The following is a 24535-nucleotide window of genomic DNA, read 5'->3' on the forward strand; positions in this document are numbered from 1 at the left end:
GCCTTCGCGAGGCCAGCGCCGCAGGCAGTCACCATGGGGGCACGGAAGTCAGTTCCTACCCTCGGTCCACCTCCTCGTCGATGTCAACAAGCAGGAGGTTGCCCAATGAGCGCCGAGCGCCGGGCCGCTCCCAAGCCGGCGCGCGTCCCCCCGGGGGACCGCCTGGTGTACTCGCCAGGCGAGAGGCAGACATGAGCTTCGGCCGGCTGGAGCGCCCCGACGCATCGCGGCCGATGAGCGACATCAACATGACGCCGCTGATCGACGTCATGCTGGTGCTGCTGGTCATCTTCATGATCACGGCGCCGCTGATGACCGCGTCCCTGCGCCTGGACCTGCCCAAGAGCGAGGCCGCGACGCCCAGCGACGCGCCGGCCTTTATCGCCGTGGCCATCACGCCGGACGGCGGGCTGCACCTGGGCGATGACGAGCTCGACGCCAAGGCCTTCCAGCAGCGCATCGCGGAACTGGGCCGCGCCAATGCGCAGCTGGAGGTGCAGCTGCGCGCCGACCGCACCGTGCCCTACGGCCGGGTGGCCGAGCTGATCGGCTGGGTGCAGGCCGCCGGCCTGAACCGCATCGCCTTCGTCGCGCAGACCGCCGCTTCGGCCCCCTGACCGAAGGTTGCCGCGAAGGGCGCCCAATACAATTTGGCGCATGAACGCCAAGACCGAAGCGCCCAGCTACAACCCGAACGAGATCGAAGCCGCCGCCCGTGCCTACTGGACGGAGCGCGACGCCTACCGCGTGACGGAGGACGCGAGCAAGCCGCACTTCTACGCCTGCTCCATGCTGCCCTACCCCTCGGGCAAGCTGCACATGGGCCATGTGCGCAACTACACGATCAACGACATGCTGGCCCGCCAGCTGCGCATGAAGGGCTACAACGTCCTCATGCCCATGGGCTGGGACGCCTTCGGCCTGCCGGCCGAGAACGCCGCGATGAAGGGCAAGCTGCCGCCCGCGCAGTGGACCTACTCCAACATCGCCCACATGAAGGGCCAGATGCAGGCCATGGGCCTGGCCATCGACTGGAGCCGCGAGGTCGCGACCTGCCAGCCCAGCTACTACAAGTGGAACCAGTGGCTGTTCCTGAAGATGCTGGAGAAGGGCGTCGCCGAGCGCCGCACCCAGGTCGTCAACTGGGACCCGGTGGACCAGACCGTGCTGGCCAACGAGCAGGTCATCGACGGCCGCGGCTGGCGCTCGGGCGCCCTGGTCGAGAAACGCGAGATCCCCGGCTACTACCTGAAGATCACGCAGTACGCCGAGGAGCTGCTGTCGGCCGTGGCCGACCCGGCCGACCCCAACTACCTCTCCGGCTGGCCCGAGCGCGTGCGGCTGATGCAGGAGAACTGGATCGGCAAGAGCCAGGGCGTGCGCTTCGCCTTCCCGCACGGCATCGAAGGGGCCGGCAGCGACAAGCTGTGGGTGTTCACGACCCGCGCCGACACCATCATGGGCGTGACCTTCTGCGCCGTCGCGCCTGAGCACCCGCTGGCCACCGTCGCGGCCAAGAGCAAGCCCGAGGTCGCCGCCTTCATCGAGGAATGCAAGGCCGGCGGCACGACCGAGGCCGAGCTGGCCATGCAGGACAAGAAGGGCGTGCCCACGGGCCTGTTCGTCACCCACCCGATCACCGGCGCCCAGGTCGAGGTCTGGGTCGGCAACTACGTGCTGATGAGCTATGGCGACGGCGCCGTCATGGGCGTGCCGGCGCATGACGAGCGCGACTTCGCGTTCGCGAACAAATACGGCCTGCCGATCAAGCAGGTCATCGCCGTCGACGACGGGGCCTATGACGACAAGAAGTGGCGCGAGTCCTACGGCGACAAGGCCAAGGCCCGCTGCATCAACTCCGGCGTGCTCGACGGCCTGAGCCATGTCGACGCGGTCAACAAGGTCGCCGAGCTGCTCGCCGCCCAGGAGCTGGGCGAGAAGAAGACCACCTGGCGCCTGCGCGACTGGGGCATCAGCCGCCAGCGCTACTGGGGCACGCCCATCCCGATCATCCATTGCGAAGGATCGGGGCCGGGGTCTGACGCCCCCGGGTGCGGCGTCGTGCCGGTGCCCGAGAAGGACCTGCCCGTCGTGCTGCCCGAGGACTGCATTCCCGACGGCAGCGGCAACCCGCTGAACAAGCGCGCCGACTTCCTGAACGTCGCCTGCCCCAAGTGCGGCAAGCCGGCCCAGCGCGAGACGGACACGATGGACACCTTCGTCGATTCGTCCTGGTACTTCATGCGCTACTGCGACCCGAGCAACGACCAGGCCATGGTCGCCGAGGGCACGCAGTATTGGATGCCGATGAACCAGTACATCGGCGGCATCGAGCACGCCATCCTGCACCTGCTGTATGCGCGCTTCTGGACCAAGGTCATGCGCGACCTCGGCCTCGTGAAGGTGTCCGAGCCCTTCGAGAAGCTGCTGACCCAGGGCATGGTGCTGAAGGGCGCCTTCTTCCACAAGCCCGAGGGCGGCGGCAAGGACTACTACTGGGACCACGAGGTCGACGTCATCCACGACGAGAAGGGTGGCATCCTCGGCGCCAGGCTGAAGAAGGACGGCACGCCGCTCGAATACGAGATGACGACCATGTCCAAGTCCAAGAACAACGGCGTGGATCCGCAGGCCCTCATCGACCAGTACGGCGCCGACACGGCCCGCCTCTTCGTCATGTTCGCGTCGCCCCCGGAGCAGACGCTGGAGTGGAACGACGCGGCCGTCGAAGGCGCGCACCGCTTCCTGCGGCGCGTGTGGAACTTCGGCGTGCGCAACGCCGAGGCGATCCAGTACGCCGGCAGGGACTTTGCCGCGCTGAACGGCGACGGCAAGACGCTGCGCCGCGAGGTGCACCACGTGCTCAAGCAGGTCAGCTACGACTACGAGCGCATGCAGTACAACACCGTCGTCTCCGGCGCGATGAAGCTGCTGAACGCGCTGGAAGCCTCTAGTTCCAAGTTGATTGCCGAGGGCCAGGCTGCCGCCGTGCGCGACGGCTTCTCGGTGCTGCTGCGCGTGCTCTACCCCGCCACGCCCCACATCGCCCATCAGCTCTGGCAGGACCTGGGTTTTGCCGCCGAGCTGGGCGACCTGCTCGACGCGCCCTGGCCCACGGTCGACGAGGCCGCGCTCGTGCAGGACGAGATCGAGCTGATGCTGCAGGTCAACGGCAAGCTGCGCGGCTCGGTCAAGGTGGCTGCCGGCGCCGACAAGGCCGCCATCGAGGCCGCGGCCCTGGCCAACCCGGAGTTCGGGAAGTTCAGCGAAGGCAAGGCGCCGAAGAAGGTCGTCATCGTGCCCGGTCGCCTCGTCAACGTGGTGGTGTGATGGACCGCCGCCTCGCGCTGATCGGCCTCGCAGCCCTCGCCGGCTGCGGCTTCGAGTTGCGCCACGAGCCCGAGCTGCCGTTCAGGACGCTGGCGCTGACCGGCTTCCCGCCGGACTCGCCGCTGGCCGTCGGCCTGAAGCGGCAGATCAAGCGCACGCCGGTGCAGCTCGTGGACGACACCAGCCGCGCCCAGGTCGTGCTGGAGGTCACGCGCGAGACCCGCGACCGCAGCGTCGTCGCCTCCACCACGGTCGGCCAGGTGCGCGAATGGCAGCTGCGCCTGCAGTTCGACTACCTGATCCGCACGGCGGCCGGCGAGCTGCTGGTGCCCAAGGTCGAGCTGCGCCTGTCGCGCGACATGAACTACACCGAGACCGCGGCCCTGGCCAAGGAGCAGGAGGCCGCCAACCTCTACGGCGCGATGCACTCCGACGCGATCGCGCAGGTCATGCGCCGCCTCGCTGCCGTGAAGCTGCCGGCCTGACATGCAGTTGCGCGCCGAAGCCCTCGCGGCCCATCTCGCCAAAGGCCTGGCCCGCATCTACACGGTCCACGGCGACGAGCCGCTGCTCGCGCAGGAGGCGGCCGACCAGATCCGCGCCGCGGCCAAGGCTCAGGGCTTTGGCGAGCGCCAGATCTTCACCGTCGCCGGCGCCTATTTCGACTGGGCCCCGGTGCTGGCCGCGGCCCAGGCCATGAGCCTGTTCGCCGAGCGCCAGTTCATCGAGATCCGCATCCCGGGCGGCAAGCCCGGCAAGGACGGCTCCGAGGCCTTGCAGCGTTATGCCGAGGCCGCGCCCGACGACGTGCTGACCCTGGTTACGCTGCCGCGGCTGGACAAGACCCAGCTCAACAGCGCCTGGTTCACGGCGCTGGACGGCCACGGCGTGTCCGTCCGCGTCGAGCCCGTCGAGCGCCGCCTGCTGCCGGCCTGGCTGGCGCAGCGCCTGAAGGCCCAGGGGCAATCGGTGCCCGAGGGCGAGGACGGCCAGAAGGCGCTGGCCTTCTTCGCCGACCGCGTCGAGGGCAATCTGCTGGCCGCCCACCAGGAGCTGCAGAAGCTCGCGCTGCTGCACCCCAGCGGCGAGCTGACTCTTGGCCACATCGAGGCCGCCGTGCTCGACGTGGCGCGCTTCGACGTCTTCAAGCTCAGCGAGGCCGTGCTGGCGGGCCATGTGCCGCGCCTGCTGCGCATGCTGGATGGCCTGGAGGCCGAAGGCGAGGCCGCCGTGCTGGTGCACTGGAACCTGGCCGAGGACGCGCGCGCGCTGGCCCGCGTGCGCGCCGCGCTGGACGCCGGCAAGCCGCTGCCGCTGGCCCTGCGCGAGGCCCGCGTCTGGGGCGCCAAGGAGCGCCTCGTCGAACGCATCGCGCCGCGGCTGGACTCGGCCCAGGCGGGCGCCCTCGTGCAGGCCGCCCAGGTCTGCGACGGCCTCGTCAAGGGCCTGCGCCACCCGGACTGGCCCAGCGACCCCTGGGCCGCGCTGCGCCGCTTCGCGCTGATGCTGGCCGAGGCCGCCAGCGGCAAGAAGGGCACCGTGCTGGCCGCCCGCTGACGCGACGCCGGGCCGTTTCCGGCCCCCCCGCCCTTCGCGCCCGTCCTGTATATTGGATCCAATTATTGGACCCATTACGGAGCTGGCATGGACGACGGCGCGCGCATCATCGATTCACACACCGGCGGCGAACCCACGCGCGTGCTCGTCGGCGGCGGGCCCGACCTCGGCACGGGCTCCATGGCCGAGCGGCTGGCGCGGCTGCGCGACGAACACGACGCCTGGCGCCGCGCGCTGATCCTGGAGCCGCGCGGCTCCGAGGTGCTGGTGGGCGCCTGGCTGTGCGAGCCCCGCCGGCCGGGCGAGGACTGGGGCGTGATCTTCTTCAACAACGTCGGCTACCTCGGCATGTGCGGCCACGGCACCATCGGCGTCGTCGCGACGCTGCGCCACCTGGGCCGGGTCGAGCCCGGCACGCTGCGCCTGGCCACGCCGGTCGGCACCGTGCGGGCCACGCTGCACGAGGACGGCGCGGTGACGGTGGCCAACGTGCCGTCCTACCGCCACGCGCAGCAGGTCGCGGTGACGCTGACCGACGGCCGCACCGTGCACGGCGACATCGCCTGGGGCGGCAACTGGTTCTTCCTGTGCAGCGACCACGGCCAGGCCCTGCGCGCCGAGCGCACGCAGGCGCTGACCGCCTATGCGCTGACGCTGCGCGCCGCGCTGCGGCAAGCCGGCATCACCGGCGCCGACGGCGCGGAGATCGACCACATCGAGCTGCTGGGCCCGCCGGCCGACCCCGCCAACGACGGCCGCAATTTCGTGCTCTGCCCCGGCGCGGCCTACGACCGCTCGCCCTGCGGCACCGGCACCAGCGCCAAGCTCGCCTGCCTGGCCGCCGACGGCGAGCTGGCCGCGGGCGCCGTCTGGCGCCAGGAATCGGTCATCGGCTCCGTCTTCGAGGCCCGCTACGAGCCCGGCGACGGCGGCGCCATCCAGCCCTTCATCCGCGGCCGCGCCCATGTGACGCTGGACGCCCAGGTCGTGCTCGACCCGGCCGACCCGATGTGCTGGGGCTTCTGAGGCGCAAGCTGCCCGCGGCTCAGTGCCTCTGTGGTTGCCTTTGAATCTCAGCGGCCGCGCCGCTTCGGCGCCGCGGCCTGTGCCTGCCGGGCCTGCACATGGGCCGAGAAGCGCTCGCAGGCGCCCAGGATGTGCTGGCGCGTCAGGCGCGCCGCCGCCCTGGCGTCGCCGGCCACGCAGGCCTCCAGGATGGCCAGGTGCTCGGCCCGCGCCTGGGCCCGCCCGTCGGTCAGCTGCAGCTGGTCGACCAGGTAGCGCTCGGTGCGGTCCAGCGCCGCCACGGCGGCCTGCAGGTGCAGGGGCAGGCCGGCCGCGGCATAGAGGGCGCAGTGGAAGTCGCGGTTCAGCTCGCCCCAGCGCACCGGATCGCGCTCCCGGGCGAATGCCTGGCAACGCCTCTTGGCCTCGGCCAGCGCGGCGGCGCCCAGGCGGGGCACGGCGTTCAGGATCAGCTCGCCCTCCAGCAGCGCGCGAAAGCGGCACAGCTCCTCGACCTCGGCGCGGCTGTGCCCGGCCACCGTGTAGCCATGGAAGCGCCTGATCTGCACCAGGCCGTGCTGCTCCAGGCGGTTCAGCGCCTCGCGCACCGGGATGCGGCTGGTCTGCAGCTGGCGCGCCAGCTCCTCCTGGCGCAGCGGCGCACCGTCCTCGAACTGGCCCGTGATGATGGCGCGGTGCAGGGCCTCGTAGACCTGGTCGGCCGCCGAGGGGCCGGGCGTGGTGCGGGCGAGCGGGAAGGGCGTGGCGTTCATGGCGGGGGCGGACGGAGACAGCCGCCATTGTGATCCGGCATGCGCAGCGGGCGCGAGACGGTCCACCAAATTTGCATATTGGATCCAATATGCAATATGCTGGACGCCAGACCACCCACCGAACCGGAGCAGCAAGACCATGTGGCAAGGCGTCATCCCCGCAGTCACCACCAAGTTCAAGGAGGACGGCAGCCTGGACGCCGCCGAGATGCAGCGCTGCTTCGCGCTGCAGATGGCCGCCGGCTGCGACGGCCTGATCGCCTGCGGCTCGCTCGGCGAAGGCCCCATGCTCAGCCACGAGGAGCGCCTGCAGGTGTTCCGCCTGGCCAAGGAGGCGGCGGGTTCCAGGCCCGCGCTGCTGACCGTCGCCGAGGCCGGCACGCGCGAGGCCTGCGCGCTGGCCGAGAAGGCCGCCCGCGCCGGGGCCGACGGGCTGATGGTCGTTCCCAGCACCCTCTATCACACCGACGCCCGCGAGACCGCCGTGAACCTGCGCGTCATCGCCGCGGCGGCCGACCTGCCGGTGATGATCTATTCCAACCGCATCGCCTACCGCGTCGACGTGACGACCGACCTGCTGGAGGAACTGGCCGATGAGCGCCGCTTCGTCGCGGTCAAGGAGAGCAGCGACGACATCCGCCGCAGCACCGAGATCCTGACCCGGCTGGGCGACCGCTACGCCGTCTTCACCGGCGTCGACAACCTGGCCTTCGAGGCGCTGTGCGCCGGCGTGCAGGGCTGGGTGGCCGGCCTGGTGGTGGCCTTCCCGGCCGAGACGGTGGCGGTCTACCGCCTCGTCAAGGCCGGCCGGCTGGCCGAGGCCCTGGCCATCTACCGCTGGTTCCGCCCGCTGCTCGACCTCGACGTGTCGACCCATCTGGTGCAGAACATCAAGCTGGCCGAGGCGCTGGCCATCCAGTCCAACGAGCGCGTGCGCGCGCCGCGCCTGCCGCTGGCCGGCGCGCGCCGGGCCCGGGTCGAGGCGGTCGTCCGCCAGGCCCTGGCCACGCGCCCGCAGCTACCCGAGCGGTTCTGAGAGCTTGACCGCTTCCTTGGGAGGCCGATTCGGCTATCGTCCGGGTGGAGCCCCTGCCGCCATGACGATGCTTCTTCGCCTCCCGACCTCCGCCGCCCTCGCGCTGGCCGCATCGGCCGCCCAGGCCGTGCCCGTGACCGTGCAGCTGCATGGCCCCGACGGCCAGCCGCTGGCCGATGCCGTGGTGGCCGTCGAGGTGAAGGGCCACGCCGGCAAGACCACGACGGCCAAGGCCGAGATGGCTCAGCGCGACCGCCAGTTCGCGCCCCAGCTCCTCGTCGTGCAGACCGGCACCGCCGTCAGCTTCCCGAACTTCGACATCGTGCGTCACCACGTCTACTCGTTCTCGCCGATCAAGGTCCTCGACATCAAGCTCTACTCCGGCACCCCGACCAAGCCCGAGGTGTTCGACAAGCCCGGCGTCGCGGCCCTGGGCTGCAATATCCATGACCGCATGAGCGCCCACATCGTCGTCGTCGACACGCCCACCTTCGCCAAGACCGACGACAAGGGCCAGGCGAGCTTCGACCTGCCGCCCGGCGAGCATGTCGTCAGGGCCTGGCACGCGGGCCAGAAGTCGCCCATGCTGCAAAGCCTCAAGCTCGACGTCGCCGCGGCCGGTGGCACGAGCGTGCTGACCCTGGCCGAATAGCCACCCACGATGCACTGGCCAGCCTGGCTGAACCTGCGCCGCCTCGAGGGGCGCATCGTCGCCCTCTTCCTGGCGCTGCTGCTGGCCGTGCAGTTGGTCAGCTTCGGCGCCATCCACGCCAGCATCACCCACAACGCCGACGAATCCCTGGCGTCCGAGCTGCAGACCGGCGAGCGCGTGCTGCGCCGCCTGCTGGAGCAGCGCGCCGGCAAGCTGCGCGACGCGTCCGAACTGCTGGCCAAGGACTATGGCTTTCGCAGCACCCTGGGCTCGTCGCTGGCCGAGGCCGGCACGGTCGAGACCATCAAGGACGCCCTCGTCAACCAGGGTGAACGCATCGGCGCCTCGGTGGTCGCCTATTTCGACGACCAGCAGCATCTCGTCGCCGCGACGCGCGACGGCGCCGCGGCCTTCGGCATGGCCCTGGGGCAGCTGGTGAAGGACAAGGAGGGCAGCGCACTGGCCGTGCAGGGCAACCAGGTCTACCAGGTCGTCGCCGTGCAGGTGCGCACGCCGGCGCCGGTGGGCTGGGTGCTGATGGCCTTCGCGCTGGACCGCGGGGTGCTGGACGACCTCAAGGCCCTGTCCGAACTGCAGGGCGTCGTGCTGCTGCAGACGCCGGGCGCCCCCTGGCTCGGCATCGTCGGCAATCTCGACGCCGCCGCCGCCGCGGCCCTGCCCCGGCAACTCGGCATGCAGGCCCCGCCAGACGGCGCCGTCGAGCTGGCCGGCGAGCGCATGAGCGCGCGCTTCGTGCCGCTGATCGCCGGCGAGCAGCACCTCGGCGTGCTGCTGCTGCTGCGCTCGCTGGACGTGGCGCTGGCACCCTACCAGCAGCTGCAGCTCATCCTGCTGGGCCTGACGGTGCTGGGCGTGTCCGTCTTCTTCATCGTCAGCGTGCTGCTGGCGCGCGGCATCAGCAACCCCATCACGGCGCTGTCGGCGTCGGCGCGGCGGCTGGAAGGCGGCGACTACGACACGCCGGTGCCGGCCGCGTCCAGCCTGGACGAGGTGCACGGGCTGGCCCTGGCGCTGGAGAATATGCGCGAAGGCATCCGCCGCCGCGACGCGCTGGTCAACAACCTCGCCTATGTCGACCAGCTCACCCTGCTGCCCAACCGCGCGCGCTTCGCCGAGTTCCTGCAGCACCACCTGATCCACAGCGACGCGCCGGGCGCCGTGCTGATGCTGGACCTGGACCGCTTCAAGCACGTCAACGACGTGCTCGGCCACGAGGTCGGCGACCGCCTGCTGCAGAGCGTGGCCGAGCGGCTGCGGGCGCTGTGCGCGCCGGCCCACTCGGTGCTGGCGCGGCTGTCGGGCGACGAGTTCGCCGTGCTGCTGGCCCGCACCGATGCGCGCGCCGCCAGCGAGGCGGCGCTGGCCATCCTGAAGGACTTCGAGCAGCCGCTGCAGATCGACGACGAGACCATCGACCTCGGCGCCGGCATCGGCATCGCCCTCTTCCCCGCGCATGGCCACGAGGTCAACCTGCTGCTCGGCCGCGCCGAGCTGGCCATGTATGCGGCCAAGGCGCGCCAGTGCGGCAGCCTGATCTACCACGCCCAGCTCGACGCCGGCAGCCAGGAGTCGCTGTCGCTGCTGACCGAGCTGCGCCGCGCGGTCGAGGACGATGAGCTGCGCCTGTTCCTGCAGCCCAAGATCGACCTGCAGAAGGGCCGCGTCGTCGGCGCCGAGGCGCTGGTGCGCTGGCAGCACCCGCAGCGCGGTCTGGTGCCGCCGATGCAGTTCATCCCGTTCGCCGAGCAGACCGGCTTCATCCGCATGCTCAGCGCCTGGGTGCTGGCCGGCGCGGCCAGGTTCGCGCGCCAGGCGCTGGACGCCGGCCTCGCGCTGCGGCTGTCGGTCAACCTGTCCACGCGCGACCTGATGGACCAGGATCTGCCGGCCAAGATCGAGGCCATGCTCGCACCGCTGCAGGTGCCGCCCGCCTCGCTGTGCCTGGAGATCACCGAGAGCGCCATCATGGACGACCCCGAGCGGGCCCTGTCCACGCTGGAGCATCTGCACGCGATGGGCTTCAAGCTGTCCATCGACGACTTCGGCACCGGCTACTCGTCGCTGGCCTATCTGAAGCGGCTGCCGGTGGACGAGCTGAAGATCGACAAGAGCTTCGTCATGGCGATGGAGCGCGACCTGGACGACGCGCGCATCGTGCGCTCCACCATCGAGCTGGCCCACAACCTGGGCCTGAGCGTCGTCGCCGAGGGCCTGGAGACGATCAAGGCCTGGGCCATGCTGGCCCGCCTGGGCTGCGACGAGGGCCAGGGCTATTACATCTGCAAGCCCATGCCGATGGAGCAGTTCATCGCCTGGGCGCAAAGCTGGCAGCCGCCCGACACCTCGGCCGTCATGGCCGAGAGCCTGATGGCGAAGCTGGGCTGACTGGCCCCTCGCCCGCGGGTACTCGGGCGGTCCCCCGCGGGGACGCGGCCTCGCTTGGGACCGCCCGGCGCTCAGCTGTCCCGATCTTCCAGCGCCTCGCACAGCGCCATCAGCCCGGCCCTCACCGTCTGCGCGCGCACCGCGTGGCGGTCGCCGCCGAAGTTCTCGCGCCAGACCCGCGCCGGCCGGCCGGCGTGCACGAGGGCCAGCCAGACCGTGCCGACCGGCTTGTCGGCACTGCCGCCGCTCGGCCCGGCGATGCCGGTGACCGACAGCGCCCAGTCGATGGGCGCATGGGCCAGCAGGCCGCGCGCCATGTGCTCGGCCACCTCGGCGCTGACGGCGCCGTGCAGCGCGATCAGGCCCTTGGGCACGCCCAGCAGCTCGGCCTTGGCCTCGTTGCTGTAGCTGACGACGCCGCGCTCGAACCAGGCGCTGGAGCCGGACAGGCTGGTGCAGGCCGCCGCGACGAGGCCGCCGGTGCAGGACTCGGCCGTGCCGATGCGCTCGCGCCGCCGGATCAGTGCGACGGCAATGCGGTCGATCAACTCGTACTCGTCGGCAAACATGGTGTCACCCCATCAGCACGCGCCAGAGCGCGATGACGACGAGCGTACAACCGGCCGCGACGAAATCGTCGAACAGGATGCCGAAGCCCTGGGCCCAGCCGATGGGGGCGCCGCGCTCGATCTTGAACAGCCGGTCGGCCCAGCCCACCGGGCCGGGCTTGGCCGCGTCGAAGAAGCGGAACAGGCCGAAGGCGACGAGCTGGCCGACGAAGCCGGCCGGCGCGATCAGCCACAGGATGAGCCAGAAGGCCAGCACCTCGTCCCAGACCACGGCGCTGGGGTCGGGCGTGTTCATGTCGCGCGCCGTGCGCGTGCAGGCCCACCAGCCGACGAGGGTGCCGAGGACTATCAGCAGCGCCCAGCCGAGGCCGCTCATCCACGGCGCGATGATCCAGGCCACGGCCCAGGCCCACAGCGTGCCGGCCGTGCCGGGCGCCTTGGGGCTGAGGCCGCTGCCGAAGCCCAGCGCGATCCAGCGCGCGGGATGGCCCAGCATGAAAGCTGCTGTCGGTCGGATCGGTGCACCGGTCATGACGCGAAATGATCGAAGGATTTCAGACCATGCTCGACGGCATCGCCGCGGACATCGACGACGCGCAGCCCCGGCTCGGCCTCGATGACGCCGATGCGCGTCAGCGCCACGCCCACATCCGGCAGCCGCACACCGCGCGGCGCCGTGAAGACCAGTTCGTAATCGTCGCCGCCGGCCAGCAGGCAGGTGCGCTGCAGATCGGCGGGCTGGGCGGCCAGCACGGCGCTGCGCGGCAGCGCGTCCAGGTCCAGCCGCGCGCCGACGCCCGAGGCCGCCAGGATGTGGCCGAGGTCGCCGAGCAGGCCGTCGGACACGTCGATGGCCGCGGTCGCGACGCCGCGCAGCGCCTGGCCCAGCGCCAGCCGCGGCATCGGGCATTCCATTGCGGCGCGCACGGTCTCGAAGCCGGCGCCGTCCAGCGCCACGGTGCCGCGGAAGACTTCGAGCGCCAGCCGCGCATCGCCGAGCCGGCCGGACACCCAGATCTCGTCGCCCGCCCGCGCGCCGCTGCGCAGCAGGGCCTGGCCCGCGGGCGCCTCGCCGAAGACCGTGATGCACAGGTTCAGCGGGCCCTGGGTCGTGTCGCCGCCGATCAGCGGGCAGGCGCTCACGTCGGCCAGCGCCCACAGGCCGCGCGCGAAGCCGGCCAGCCAGGCTTCGTCAACACGCGGCAGGGCCAGGGCCAATGTGAAGCCTCGCGGCGTCGCGCCGCAGGCGGCCAGGTCGCTGAGGTTGACGGCCAGGGCCTTGTGGCCGAGGCGCTCGGGCGCGACGGTGGACAGGAAATGCCGGCCCTCCACCAGCATGTCGCTGGAGACCAGCCAGCGCGCGCCCGGCGTCGGCACGAGCACCGCGCAGTCGTCGCCCACGCCGACGTCGACGCCGGCAGCAGCGGGGCGCTGGAAGAAGCGCCGGATCAGATCGAACTCACCCATAGGCGGGCGATTGTCGGTCGTGTGGACATCCACAGCGACCGGCCCGCGCCGCGGTGGCATGATTCCCAACCCCTCCCGGCCCTCGTGATCCTCGCCATGCCCAGCCCAGAAGAAAAACGCGCCCAACTCCGCCAGGCCGCCCTCGAATACCACGAGTTCCCGACGCCGGGCAAGATCGCGATCGCGGCGACCAAGCAACTGGTCAACCAGCACGACCTGGCGCTGGCCTATTCGCCCGGCGTCGCGGCGGCCTGCGAGGAGATCGTCGCCGACCCGGCCAACGCCTTCCGCTACACCTCGCGCGGCAACCTCGTCGCCGTCGTCTCCAACGGCACGGCCGTGCTGGGCCTGGGCAATATCGGCCCGCTGGCGTCCAAGCCGGTCATGGAAGGCAAGGGCGTGCTGTTCAAGAAGTTCGCCGGCATCGACGTCTTCGACCTCGAGGTGGCCGAGAACGACCTCGACAAGCTGGTCGACTGCATCGCCGCGCTGGAGCCGACCTTCGGCGGCATCAACCTCGAGGACATCAAGGCGCCGGACTGCTTCTACGTCGAGCGCAAGCTGCGCGAGCGCATGAAGATCCCCGTCTTCCACGACGACCAGCACGGCACGGCCATCGTCGTCGGCGCGGCCTTCCTGAACGGCTTGAAGGTCGTCGGCAAGAGCGTGAAGGACGTCAAGCTGGTCACGTCGGGCGCCGGCGCCGCCGCGCTCGCCTGCCTGAACCTGCTCGTCAAGCTGGGCCTGCCGCGCCAGAACATCTTCGTCACCGACCTGGCCGGCGTCGTCTACGAGGGCCGCACCGAACTGATGGACCCGGACAAGGCCGAGTTCGCGCAGAAGACCGAGGCGCGCTCGCTGCGCGAGGTCATCCAGGGCGCCGACGTCTTCCTCGGCCTGTCGGCCGGCGGCGTGCTGAAGGCCGACATGGTCGCGACGATGGCCGCCAGGCCGCTGATCTTCGCGCTGGCCAACCCGACGCCGGAGATCCTGCCGGAGGAGGTCAAGGCCGTGCGCGACGACGCCATCATGGCCACCGGCCGCACGGACTACCCCAACCAGGTCAACAACGTCCTGTGCTTCCCCTACATCTTCCGCGGCGCGCTGGACTCGGGCGCGACGACGATCAACGTCGAGATGGAGATCGCGGCCGTGCAGGCCATCGCCGACCTGGCCCAGGCCGAGCTGAGCGAGGTGGTGGCGGCCGCCTATGTCGGCGCGACGCTGAGCTTCGGCCCCGAATACCTGATCCCCAAGCCCTTCGACCCGCGGCTGATGATGCGCATCGCGCCGGCCGTGGCCCAGGCGGCGATGGACTCCGGCGTCGCGGCCCGTCCCATCACCGACTGGGACGCCTACCGCGAGAAGCTGCAGAGCTTCGTCTACGCGTCGGGCAACACGATGAAGCCCATCTTCACCGCGGCCAAGCGCGCGCCCAACAAGCGCGTCGCCTATGCCGAGGGTGAGGAGGAGCGCGTGCTGCGCGCGGCCCAGGTCGTCGTCGACGAAGGCCTGGCGCGGCCGACGCTGATCGGCCGCCCGAACGTCATCGCCGAGCGTGCCGAGCGCTTCGGTCTGCGCCTGCAGCAGGGCCGCGACTACGACGTCGTCAACGTCGAGCACGACGAGCGCTACCGCGACTACTGGCAGACCTATCTGCACATGACCGAGCGCAAGGGCGTGACCCAGCAGCTCGCCAAGATCGAGATGCGCCGCCGCCTGACGCTGATCAGCGCCATGCTGCTGCACAAGGGCGAGGTGGACGGCATGCTCTGCGGCACCTGGGGCACGACGGCCACCCATCTGCAGTACATCGACCAGGTCATCGGCAGGCGCGCCGGCGTGAAGACGTACGCCTGCATGAACGGCCTGATCCTGCCGGGCCGCCAGGTCATGCTGGTCGACACCCACGTCAACTACGACCCGAACGCCGAGCAGCTGGCCGAGATCGCCATCCTGGCCGCGCAGGAGATGTGCCGCTTCGGCCTTAGCCCGAAGGCCGCGCTGCTCTCGCACAGCAATTTCGGCACGAGCGACAAGCCCTCGGCCGTGAAGATGCGCGACACGCTCGCGCTGATCCAGCAGCTCGCGCCCTGGCTGGAGGTTGACGGCGAGATGCACGGCGACACGGCGCTCGACGCCGCCTACCGCAAGCAGCTGATGCCGCACAGCCCGCTGACCGGCGAGGCCAACCTGCTCGTGCTGCCCAACATCGACGCCGCCAACATCTCCTACAACCTGCTGAAGACGGCGGCCGGCGGCGGCATCGCGATCGGCCCGGTGCTGCTCGGCGCGGCCAAGCCGGTGCACATCCTGACGCCGTCGGCCACCGTGCGGCGCATCGTCAACATGACGGCGCTGACGGTCGCGGACGCCAACGCGGCGCGCGGCTGAGCCGGGACGAGGCCGGCCGCGGCAACCCCGGGGAACCCGGCCAGCGGCGACCGGACTCCCCCAATTGACAGAAGTTTCAAGCCCGAAAATGCGTCATGAGTTCGTCATGACGCCCGTAGAAACAACAACTTAGCCAAGTGTGAGCGCAGGCTCACATGCCGCAATTCCAGACTTCGTCAGCGGGGCCTGGCTTGAGCTTTCGAGAGCGCTTCGGTACCATTACGGTTTCGAATTCAGGGTTAACCCGTGTTTTTGCTCTCTTGGTTGGCGCGCTCCGGCGCCTCGGCGGTGACCACCGCCCTGCTGCTTTCCGGCCTGGCCGGGGGCGCGCAAGCCAAGGAGGCGCCCACCGCTGCGCCCGCTCTGGCCGAGATTTCGCTGAGCGAGCTGCCCGCCCAGGCCCAGGAAACCCACCGGCTCGTATTGGCCGGCGGCCCGTTTCCCTACAGCCAGGACGGCGTGGTGTTCGGCAATCGTGAACGGCTGCTGCCCCGCAAGGCCCGCGGTTTCTACCACGAGTACACGGTCAAGACCCCTGGCGCGCGCAACCGGGGCGCCCGCCGCCTCATCTGCGGCGGCACGCCTCCCACCGCGCCCGAGGTTTGTTATTACACCGACGATCACTACGCCAGCTTCAGGCGCGTCCGCGCGGTAGCGGCCCGGTGAAGGTCGAAGGTTCAGCAGTTTTGTGACTTGAAAGGAGGATCGCGACCATGCTTTTGCAGACCGTCCGTCCCAATATCGTGCAGGCCATACGGGCCTACCGGGTCGAGGACTTGATGCAGGCCGCCCAAGAAGCGGGCCAGCATTTCCTGTACGCCAACCTGTCGGAGGCGCAGTCCAAGCAGGACGTGCTCGACGGCATCGCACAGGCCTTCCTCTTTCCCGCTCACTTCGGCAAGAACCTGGACGCGCTGCATGACTGCATGACCGACCTCGTCCACAAGTCCGGCAGCCAGCCGGGCTTCGTCGTCGTGCTGGAGCAGTTGCCCGACAACGTGCGCTTCGACCGCGAGGCCCGCGAGCAGTTGCTCGACGTCTTCCGCGACACGGCCGACTACTGGGCCGACAGGAAGATCGCCTTCCGGTGCTTCTATTCTTTTCAGTAGCCCGCTCCCAAGAAAACGGGTCATGGGAGCGGGCTGCTGAGGTGGCCCCGGTGGTTGAAAAGCCTGCGCCGAAAAGCGCGAAGTCGACGGTTGGCAATCCCAACTTCGGCGTGAACATGCCGATGATGTGCAGCGCCTTCGACACATCAATGTGGTTGAGCGCCGCGTAATCGACTCACCCCCTACCGGCTGACGCCTGCCCCCTCAAGGGGGGGCGCCGCCAGTGGCCCGGCAAAGCCGGTTCCACGGCGGCTGCTGGAGGAAGACCAAGCCCGCTTTCAGGCGGGCTTGGTCGTTTTTGAGACGTCGATGGCCAACGCGACAAACTCGTCGACCGGCACTTCCTCGGCGCGGCGCTGCAGGTCGAAGTGGCCGGCGTAGCCGCGCTCGGCCAGCCAGTGGCCCAGGCTGTGGCGCAGCAGCTTGCGGCGCTGCGAGAACGCGCTGGTGACGAGGGCGCCCAGCAGTGCCGGGTCCAGCGCCGGCGGGGTCTTGAGCGGCAGCATGCGCACGATGGCCGAATCCACGCGCGGCGGCGGGTCGAAGGCCTCGGGCGGCACGTCCAGTACCGATTCGATGTCGTAGCGCCACTGCAGCATCACACTGAGGCGCCCATAGTCCTTGCCGCCCGGCCCGGCGGCCATGCGGTCGACGACCTCCTTCTGCAGCATGAAGTGCTGGTCGACGACGTCGTCCACCGCATCCAGCAGATGGAAGAGGATGGGCGTCGAGATGTTGTAGGGCAGGTTGCCGACGACGCGCAGCTTGGCGCCCTTGGCGGCCGCCAGCGCATGGAAGTCGACCTTGAGCACGTCGCTCTCGATGACCTCGACGTCGCCGCGCTTGCGCAGCCGCGCGGCCAGGTCGCGGTCCAGCTCGATGACGGTCAGCGCTTCGTGCCGCGCCAGCAGCGGCAGCGTCATCGCGCCCAGGCCGGGCCCGATCTCGACCAGGGTCTCGCCCGGCTGCGGGGCGATCAGGTCGACGATGGCGTCGATCAGCACCTTGTCGGTCAGGAAGTGCTGCCCGAAGCGCTTGCGGGGGATGTGTTGGGGCATGGATTGATTCCTGTCGGTCCTGCCTCATGCCCGCCGGCTTGCATGCCGACGGTCCTTCACTGGGCGTCGTGCAGTGCGCAAGCACTGCACTCGGTCCCAGTTCAGTCCAGCCATTCGCGCACTTCGACGAAGGCCTTGGCACGCAGGTCCTTGACCCAGTCCTGGTAGGCCTCGTCGTACTTCTGCTCGCGCAGCGCGTTGCGGGCCTGCTCGCGCAGCTGCTTGGGCTCGACCTCGACGGTGCGGCGCTCCAGCACCTGGATCAGGTGGATGCCGAAACGCGACACGACCGGGCCCGAGATGCCGCCGAGGGACAGCGCGTTCATCGCTTCCTCGAACTCGGGCACGAAGCCGCCGGCGCCCATCCAGCCCAGGTCGCCGCCGCCCTCGGCGCTGCCGTCCTCGGAGTAAGCCCTGGCGAGCTGCTCGAAGCTGGCCTGGCCGGACTCGATCTGGCGCTTGTACTCGGCCAGGCGGCGTGCAGCCACTTCAGCGCTCAGCTGCGGCGAGGAGCGCAGCAGGATGTGGCGGGCATGGGTCTGCAGGCTCTGCGTCATGGCGGCGGCGCCCCGGCGCTCGACGACCTTGAGGACGTGGAAGCCCGCACCGCTGCGCAGCGGCTGCGACGCGACCTCGCCGGACTTCAGCCCCTTGACGGCCGCGACGAAGATGTCGGGCAGGCGGTCGGCCGGGCGCAGGCCGATCTCGCCGCCGCGCGCCTTGTTGCCGTCCTCGGAGATCTCGCGGGCGACCTTGGCGAAATCCTCGCCGCCCTTGATGCGGGCCAGGGCCTCCTCGGCGCGGGCGCGCTTCTCGGCGACGACGCCGTCGGCCGCCCCCTCGGGCACCGAGACCAGCACCTGGGCCAGGTTGATCTGGCCGCCCTGCTCCAGCGCGGCGCGCTTCTTGTCGAGCCAGGCGTCGATCTCGGCGTCGCTGACCTTGATGCGGCCCTGCACCTCGCGCTCGCGCACGCGCTCGGTCATCATCTGGTCGCGCAGGTTCTCGCGGAAGCTCTTGTAGTCGGTGCCATCGGCCTTCAGGCGCTCGCGCAGCTGCTCCAGCGTCAGCTTGTTCTGCGCGGCCACGTTGGCGACGACGCGATCCAGCTCGGCCTCGTCGATGCGCGCACCGTTCTCGCGGGCATAGGTGACGAGGACGCGGTCCTCGATCAGCGCCTCCAGCGCCTGCTTGCGCAGGCCGGCCGTCTCGGGCATGACCTCGCCCTGCTGGCGGGCCTTCTGGCGCAGCTGCTCGGTGCGCTGGATGACCTCGCTGGCGGCGACGACGTCCTGGTTGACGACGGCGGCGATGTAGTCCCCCGGCTGCAGCGTGGGCGTCTGGGCCGAGGCGTTCAGGGCGGCCAGGGCCAGCGTCACAGCAAGGATTGGGGGAACGAGGCGATGCATCATGGTAGGAAGTCTGAACTCGGCGAGCGGTCGGAGCTCAGCCTGCGGTAACCGGGCACATTGTCCTTCAAGACCTTGAGGGCGTTCGAGCCGAGCTGGGACAGGCCGACCAGCTCCAGCTGCAGCATCAGCCGCGTGTTGGTCTCGGCCCGGCCGGTGGACAGGCGTTCGAGGCCAAAGCGCATCACCCAGCAGCCGGCGTCGTACTCGAAGCCGGCGACCGAGTCGGTCAGGCGCTTGTCGCGCAGCGAATACTGCACGCGGCCGGCGCTGTACCAGGCGCCGCCGCAGCTGGTCTGCGAGCGCTGCGCGACCGGCTGGCCGTAGATGGGCCATTGCCAGGCCAGCTCGATCTGCTCGCTCTGCGCCCGCGCGTAGCGGTAGGCGACGCTGAGGGTCTTGAACGGCCCCGGCGCGTAGCGCGCCCGCAGCACGGAGCGCACCGAGCGGCCGCTCTCGGGGTTGAACTCCAGCGTGCCGTCGGCCCACCAGCGCTCCTCCAGATGGGCGGCGGCGGCCAGCAGCAGGTCCGAGAAGCGCTGCGTGACGGGCTGGCCGTCCGGCGTGACGAACTGGTCGCGGAACAGGAAACGCTGCACCGCGCCCAGGCGCAGCACCTCCTCGCCCTCGGCCGTGCTGACCCAGCGGCTGGTCGCGCCGACGCTCAGCGCGTGCAGGTCGGAGACCCGATCGACGCCCGAGAACTGGTTGTCGGTGTAGATCGAGTCGAAGTTGAAATCCTTGGGCGCCGAGTCGAAGTTGGGCAGGTTGGCCTGGTCGCGCAGGGGCGTGTTCACGTAGAGCAGGCGCGGCTCCAGGCTCTGGCGCATGTCACGGCCGAACAGCGTCGCGTCGCGCTCGAAGACCCAGCCGTGGTCGATGCTCAGCGTCGGCATCACGCGGCTCATGCGCATGCGGCCGTCGGCCTGGGCGTGGTCAAGGTCGTAGGCGGCGGCATTGACCGACACGCGCGGGATGAACCACCAGGCCTCGCCGCCCAGCGGCGCCGCGACATGGCCCAGCGCATGCACGCGCTGGCCGCCGCGCGCCTGGCCGGCCAGGGCCGAGCCCGGCAGGTCGAAGCGGTTGTATTCCAGCTCCAGGCTGCCCTCCAGCCGCGCCTTGCGGCCCCAGGGGCGGAAGCTGTCCAGCACGGCCTCGTCGGCCGCCGTCGTCACGCGCACGCCGATCTGGGGGCTGCGCTGGTAGGGCGTGTCGAACTGCGACAGCGCATCCTTGCCCTGCAGCGTCTGCCAGTGCTGCAGCCGCGCATAGCTGTCGATGACGCCCCAGGACAGCTCCTTGTGGCGGCTGACGTTCAGGTCGCTGGCCAGCAGGCGCGGCGTCTGGCTCTCGACGCGGCGCGACATGTCCTTCCAGTAGTCGTCGTCGGACACGCGCTCGCTGCGCAGTCGGTAGCGCCAGTCGCCGAAGCCGCCGTCGTTGTTCAGCTTGAGGCTCCAGCGCGAATGGCCGAACACGCGGTCGCCGGGCAGCAGGTCGACGTTGATGCGGCCGGCGTGGCCGGGCTCCAGGTAGCGGAATTCGCTGTCCAGGCCCAGGCCGCGCTTGGTCATGACGAAGGGCGTGAACGTCGCATCGCGCTGCGGCGCGATGTTCCAGTAATAGGGCACGCCGAACTCGAAGCCGCTGCGGTTGTCCAGGAAGATATTGGGCGGCAGCCAGCCCGACTTGCGCTCCGAGCTGAGCGGGAAGCTCAGGGACGGCGCGGCCAGGATGGGCACGCCCAGGAAGCGCAGCACGGCGCCGTCGGCCTGGCCCTCGTTGGCGGCCAGGTCCATGCGCAGCCGCCGCGCCGAGATCTGCCAGTCCGGCTCCTGGTTGTCGACGGCCGGGCAGCTCGTGTAGGTGCCCTCGGTGGCGCTCAGGTGATCGCTGTCGATGAAGTCGATGACCTTGGCCTTGCCCGAGCCGCCGGTCGCGCCGAGGAAGAAGCTCGGCGTCAGGAACTCGCCCTCGAAGCGGCTCACATAGAGCTGCAGCGCCGGGCCGGTGAAGACATTGCCCTTGTGGCTGATGTTGACCTTGCCCTCGGCCTTGGCCAGGTCCTCGACGACGCGGTAGTCCAGCGTGTCGGCGCGCAGCAGCAGCTCGCCGTAGCGCAGTTCGACGCCGCCGGCGCCTTCGGCCTTCTGGTCGGCCTGGGCGGACAGCTTGCCGGCGCTGATGACCAGGGCCGGCTTGTCGCCCGCCTTGGCCGGCGCACCGAGCACGCGGCTGCCGCGCAGCTGCAGCGGCGTCTCGTCGGCGGGTGACTGCAGGGCCGAAGCCTGCCCCCAGGCGCACAGGGCCAGGGCGATCAGCGTGGGCAGCGGGGCGGGGCGAAGATGGGGGAGCGGGCGCGGCACGGGCGGCAGAGGCTCGTTGACAGAGGGAGGCCGGGGCCGGCGATTCTTAGAATTTCATTATCCACGAGGGCCCTCCTTGCCATGACGCCACCCGACCTGATCGCCGCCCTGCAAGCCCACCCCGAAGACGCCGACCGGCTGATGCGCGCCGCCTGCGCCGAATTGCGCGCCCAGGCGGCCGCGCCGCAGCCGCCCGACGCCGCCACGCTGCGCGCCGGCCTGGCCCGCATTGCCGACACCGGCCTGGACGCCGTGCTGCGGCGCCTGCTCGACGACGCGCCCCGGGGCCGCGCGACGGACGCCCTCGCCGCGCTGCTGCGCCCGCCCGCGCTGGCCTGGGACGAGGCCCGCGAGATCGACTGGGCCGTGCGCCACTGGGAGGCCTGCCGCGCCGAGGGCCAGCTGGACGAGGCCCTGGCGGCCGACTTCGGCGAATACTGGCGCCGGCTGGAATGGAGCGCGCTGCGCCAGCACCTCGCGCTGCTGGGCGGCGGCCATGCCGAGGAACGCCGGCTGCTGGCCCATATCGTGAAGACGGCCAGCCGCTATGTGGCCCTCGCGCCGCTGAAGCGCGCGCTGGAAGCTCGCTTCCCTGAATTTTTCGAACTCGGCTTCAGCCTGCGGTGATCAGGGGCAGGTCGCGCAGCCCGCGGCCACCAGCCACGGATCCTTGTCCTCGCCGCCGAAGACCTCCAGCAGAAAGTCCAGGAAGGCGCGCGTGCGCGCCGGCACGTATTTGCGCGTCGGCATGCCGGCCCACAGCGTCGTGCTGAACAGCCGCCATTGCGGCATCACGCGTTCCAGCGCCTGCTCCAGCAGCGCGTCCTCGACCATGAAGCTGGGCAGGCCGGCCACGCCCAGGCCGTGCAGGGCCGCGGCGTAGTTGGTGTCCATATGCGTCGTCGACAGCGCGGCGCGCGAGGGCACGATGGGCAGCGTGATCTCCTCGCTGCCGTCGCCGCGCTGCAGCGTCAGCCCGCGCATCAGCGACGCCGTCGGCGGCAGCAGCGCATCGTGCTGCCTGAGGTCGCGGGGGTGCTGGGGCCGGCCGCGCCGGTCCAGATAGTCCGGCGCCGCGCACATGATGAATTCGCTGCGCGCCAGGCGGCGGGCGATGAAGTCGCCGTCCAGCGCGTCCCGCGAGATCAGGATGGTCAGGTCGTAGCTGTCGTCCACCGTCTCGACCGGGCCGGGCGACGTGATCTCCAGCGTGACCAGCGGATGATCGCGGTGGAACCTGGGCAGGTGCTTGGCCAGCTGGTGCACGGCGATGGCCGGCGGGCACAGCACGCGCAGCAGGCCGCGCACCTCCTGCGTGGCCGATGCGGCCAGCGCCGCGGCCTCGTCGACATCGGCCAGGATGCGCCGCGCCCGCTCCAGATAGGCCTCGCCGATCTCGGTCAGCGCCAGCCGCCGCGTCGTGCGGTTCAGCAGCCGCGTGCCGAGGTGGTCCTCCAGCTCGGCCACCAGCCGGGTGACGACGGCAGGCGCCAGGTCCAGCGCCCGCGCCGCGGCGGCGAAGCTGCCCTCGTCGATGACGCGGACGAAGACCTTGATCGCACGGAGCTGATCCATCCTTTCTCGTTCAGGGATGCGCCGCCATCACCTGCGCAACGGCCGCCGTCAGCCGCTTGCCATAGGGCACGTGCAGGAACTCGTTGGGCCCGTGGGCATTGCTCTTGGGGCCCAGCACGCCGCAGACCATCATCTGCGCCTTGGGGAAGCCCTTCTGCAGCATGCTCATCAGCGGGATGGTGCCGCCCTGGCCGATATAGCCGACCGGTGCGCCGAAATGCGCCTGGCTGGCCTCGTCGATCACCTGGCTCAGCCAGGGCGACAGCTCGGGCGTGTTCCAGCCGGTCGAGCCAAAGGCGCCGGCGCGGCCGTCGGGCGTGAAGGTGACCTTGGCGTTGTAGGGCGCGTTGTCCTCCAGCAGGCGCTGCAGCTTCAGCGCGGCCTCGTTGCCGTCCACCAGCGGCGGCAGGCGCAGGCTGAGCTTGAAGGCCGTGTGGGGCCGCAGCACATTGCCGGCGTTCTTCAGCTCGGGGAAGCCGTCGACGCCGACGACCGACAGCGTCGGCCGCCAGGTGCGGTTCAGCAGCACCTCGACCGGGTCGGCCGTCACCGGCAGCACCGGGCCGCCATCCGCGCCGCAGGCCCAGGGCAGGCGCTTGTAGACCTCTTCCTTCAGGATGGCCGCCGTGGCCCGCGCCTGCTCCAGGCGGGCACCGGGGATCTCGCAGTGGAAGCTCTCGGGCAGCAGGCGCCCGGTCCTGCTGTCTTCCAGCCGGTCCAGCACCTGGCGCAGGATGCGGAAGCTCGACGGCACGACGCCCGAGCCGTCGCCGCTGTGGATGCCTTCGGTCAGCACCTCGACCTTCAGCACGCCCGACACCATGCCGCGCAGCGAGGTCGTCAGCCAGAGCTGGTCGTAGTTGCCGGCGCCCGAGTCCAGGCAGACCACCAGCGACACATTGCCCAGCCGCGGCTTGAGCAGGTCGATGTAGGCCGGCAGGTCGAAGCTGCCGCTCTCCTCGCAGGTTTCGATGATGCCGACGCAGCGCGGGCGCGGGATGCCCTGCCGGTCCAGCGCCATGATGGCCGTCAGGGACGCGTAGACCGCATAGCCGTCGTCGGCGCCACCGCGGCCGTAGAGCAGGCCGTTCTCGTACTTGGGCGTCCAGGGGCCGAGGTCGCTGCGCCAGCCGCTGAACTCGGGCTGCTTGTCGAGGTGGCCGTAGAGCACGATGGTGTCTTCGCTGCCCGGCTTGGTCGACGGCACCTCGAAGAAGATGACCGGCGTGCGGCCCGGGATGCGCACGACCTCGAGCTTGAGGCCGGCAACCTTCTTGCTCTCCACCCAGGCGGCGGCCTGGGTCAGCACCTTGTCGATGTGGCCGTGGGCCGCCCAGTCGGCATCGAACATCGGGCTCTTGGCCGGGATGGCGATGTAGTCGGTCAGCGCGGGGACGATGTCCTCGTCCCAGACGCGTGCGGCGAAGCTGCCCAGCGCGCTCGCCTCGTCGGCTTGCAGGGGCAGGTGCGGGTCTCGTGCATTCATGACGTACTCCTGGCGCTTGTGGCGCGGTCGGCCAGTTTAGAACCTGTTCACGGCCTCCCCATGGCGCCCGTTGCCCCACAAAGCCAGTGGCTGCAAGGCGCAAACCGGAGACGGGCTGGGTGCCCGGCGAGGATTTGCAACGCAGCAGACGCTGGCTTTGTGGGGCAACCCGAAGGGCAAGGCATCCCGGGGCCGCACTCGTCGTTGCCCACCTTGGCCAGGCATGAGACATCCAGTGTCAACCCCCGCCAGAAGAAGTGGCTTTGAGGGCGGACAGATGAAGGCTGGCGTCGTAAGTCTTGCGATCGGTCCAGGCGCGCCAGAGCACGCGCAACCAGGC

General features: G+C 70.4%; 21 protein-coding genes. 12 read left to right on the forward strand and 9 right to left on the reverse strand.

The features are described from left to right. Nucleotides 1-191: 191 nt before the first annotated feature. From NYP07_RS23305 to NYP07_RS23325, 5 genes are all read left to right on the forward strand, one after another. Nucleotides 192-617: an ExbD/TolR family protein gene (locus NYP07_RS23305; protein WP_268154494.1), complete on the forward strand. Its 426-nt coding sequence runs from the start codon at nt 192-194 to the stop codon at nt 615-617. Between the two features lie 40 nt (nt 618-657). Beyond that, the gene (leuS, locus tag NYP07_RS23310; protein WP_268154496.1) at nt 658-3330 is read left to right on the forward strand and encodes a leucine--tRNA ligase; all 2673 of its coding nucleotides are present in this window, start codon (nt 658-660) and stop codon (nt 3328-3330) included. Beyond that, complete coding sequence (locus NYP07_RS23315; RefSeq protein WP_268154498.1) at nt 3330-3815, forward strand: LPS-assembly lipoprotein LptE; 486 nt, start codon at nt 3330-3332, stop codon at nt 3813-3815. The genes leuS and NYP07_RS23315 overlap by 1 nt, the downstream gene beginning before the upstream one ends. 1 nt (nt 3816) lies before the next feature. Next, a complete protein-coding gene (gene holA / locus NYP07_RS23320; protein WP_268154500.1) occupies nt 3817-4887 on the forward strand; it encodes a DNA polymerase III subunit delta in 1071 nt (356 codons plus the stop codon). An 87-nt stretch (nt 4888-4974) separates the two neighbouring features. After that, entirely contained in the window at nt 4975-5913 is a 939-nt protein-coding gene (locus NYP07_RS23325; RefSeq protein WP_268154502.1) for a 4-hydroxyproline epimerase, read from the forward strand. 47 nt (nt 5914-5960) lie between these two features. Here the strand turns inward: NYP07_RS23325 and NYP07_RS23330 are convergent, their stop codons facing one another. After that, nucleotides 5961-6665, reverse strand: a complete 705-nt coding sequence (locus NYP07_RS23330; RefSeq protein ID WP_268154504.1) for a GntR family transcriptional regulator — start codon at nt 6663-6665, stop codon at nt 5961-5963. A gap of 139 nt (nt 6666-6804) precedes the next feature. Here NYP07_RS23330 and NYP07_RS23335 point away from each other — a divergent pair, with 139 nt between their 5' ends. The 3 genes from NYP07_RS23335 to NYP07_RS23345 all read left to right on the forward strand — a co-directional run bounded on the left by NYP07_RS23335 (nt 6805) and on the right by NYP07_RS23345 (nt 10759). Then, nucleotides 6805-7701: a dihydrodipicolinate synthase family protein gene (locus NYP07_RS23335; RefSeq protein ID WP_268154506.1), complete on the forward strand. Its 897-nt coding sequence runs from the start codon at nt 6805-6807 to the stop codon at nt 7699-7701. A 61-nt stretch (nt 7702-7762) separates the two neighbouring features. Continuing rightward, nucleotides 7763-8353, forward strand: coding sequence for a methylamine utilization protein (locus NYP07_RS23340; protein ID WP_268154508.1), 591 nt, complete (start codon nt 7763-7765; stop codon nt 8351-8353). Between the two features lie 9 nt (nt 8354-8362). After that, on the forward strand, nt 8363-10759 hold the full coding sequence (locus tag NYP07_RS23345) for a putative bifunctional diguanylate cyclase/phosphodiesterase (protein ID WP_268154510.1): 2397 nt from the start codon (nt 8363-8365) through the stop codon (nt 10757-10759). A 71-nt stretch (nt 10760-10830) separates the two neighbouring features. Here NYP07_RS23345 and NYP07_RS23350 read toward each other — a convergent pair whose 3' ends face one another. From NYP07_RS23350 to thiL, 3 genes are read right to left on the reverse strand one after another with little or no spacing between them, the layout of a single operon-like run. Then, nucleotides 10831-11328 carry a CinA family protein gene (locus tag NYP07_RS23350; RefSeq protein ID WP_268154512.1) on the reverse strand — a complete coding sequence of 166 codons (498 nt, stop codon included), beginning with the start codon at nt 11326-11328 and terminating at the stop codon, nt 10831-10833. Between the two features lie 4 nt (nt 11329-11332). Next, nucleotides 11333-11824: a phosphatidylglycerophosphatase A family protein gene (locus NYP07_RS23355; RefSeq protein ID WP_338091324.1), complete on the reverse strand. Its 492-nt coding sequence runs from the start codon at nt 11822-11824 to the stop codon at nt 11333-11335. Nucleotides 11825-11856: 32 nt separating this feature from the next. Further along, the gene (thiL, locus tag NYP07_RS23360) at nt 11857-12795 is read right to left on the reverse strand and encodes a thiamine-phosphate kinase (RefSeq protein WP_268154516.1); all 939 of its coding nucleotides are present in this window, start codon (nt 12793-12795) and stop codon (nt 11857-11859) included. Between the two features lie 96 nt (nt 12796-12891). Between thiL and NYP07_RS23365 the strand changes: the two genes are divergently transcribed. The 3 genes from NYP07_RS23365 (at nt 12892) to NYP07_RS23375 (ending at nt 16298) form a co-directional block, all read left to right on the forward strand. After that, nucleotides 12892-15189 carry an NADP-dependent malic enzyme gene (locus NYP07_RS23365; RefSeq protein WP_268154518.1) on the forward strand — a complete coding sequence of 766 codons (2298 nt, stop codon included), beginning with the start codon at nt 12892-12894 and terminating at the stop codon, nt 15187-15189. Nucleotides 15190-15477: 288 nt separating this feature from the next. Next, nucleotides 15478-15855, forward strand: a complete 378-nt coding sequence (locus NYP07_RS23370) for a guanyl-specific ribonuclease (protein ID WP_268154520.1) — start codon at nt 15478-15480, stop codon at nt 15853-15855. Between the two features lie 47 nt (nt 15856-15902). Next, on the forward strand, nt 15903-16298 hold the full coding sequence (locus NYP07_RS23375) for a barstar family protein (protein WP_056200105.1): 396 nt from the start codon (nt 15903-15905) through the stop codon (nt 16296-16298). A gap of 278 nt (nt 16299-16576) precedes the next feature. Here the strand turns inward: NYP07_RS23375 and rsmA are convergent, their stop codons facing one another. The 3 genes from rsmA to NYP07_RS23390 form a co-directional block, all read right to left on the reverse strand. After that, entirely contained in the window at nt 16577-17356 is a 780-nt protein-coding gene (gene rsmA / locus NYP07_RS23380; protein ID WP_268154525.1) for a 16S rRNA (adenine(1518)-N(6)/adenine(1519)-N(6))-dimethyltransferase RsmA, read from the reverse strand. Nucleotides 17357-17457: 101 nt separating this feature from the next. After that, a complete protein-coding gene (locus NYP07_RS23385) occupies nt 17458-18735 on the reverse strand; it encodes a peptidylprolyl isomerase (protein ID WP_268154527.1) in 1278 nt (425 codons plus the stop codon). A 29-nt stretch (nt 18736-18764) separates the two neighbouring features. Next, nucleotides 18765-21134, reverse strand: a complete 2370-nt coding sequence (locus NYP07_RS23390) for an LPS-assembly protein LptD (protein WP_268154529.1) — start codon at nt 21132-21134, stop codon at nt 18765-18767. An 81-nt stretch (nt 21135-21215) separates the two neighbouring features. Here NYP07_RS23390 and NYP07_RS23395 point away from each other — a divergent pair, with 81 nt between their 5' ends. Continuing rightward, the gene (locus tag NYP07_RS23395) at nt 21216-21761 is read left to right on the forward strand and encodes a hypothetical protein (RefSeq protein ID WP_268154531.1); all 546 of its coding nucleotides are present in this window, start codon (nt 21216-21218) and stop codon (nt 21759-21761) included. Here NYP07_RS23395 and NYP07_RS23400 read toward each other — a convergent pair whose 3' ends face one another. Continuing rightward, on the reverse strand, nt 21762-22709 hold the full coding sequence (locus NYP07_RS23400; RefSeq protein ID WP_268154533.1) for a LysR family transcriptional regulator: 948 nt from the start codon (nt 22707-22709) through the stop codon (nt 21762-21764). It abuts the gene before it with no gap. Between the two features lie 10 nt (nt 22710-22719). Then, the gene (locus NYP07_RS23405; protein ID WP_268154535.1) at nt 22720-24195 is read right to left on the reverse strand and encodes a M20 family metallopeptidase; all 1476 of its coding nucleotides are present in this window, start codon (nt 24193-24195) and stop codon (nt 22720-22722) included. Between the last annotated feature and the right edge of the window lie 340 nt (nt 24196-24535).

This window comes from Pelomonas aquatica (assembly GCF_026712205.1).
GTDB classification, from domain to species: domain Bacteria; phylum Pseudomonadota; class Gammaproteobacteria; order Burkholderiales; family Burkholderiaceae_C; genus Pelomonas; species Pelomonas aquatica.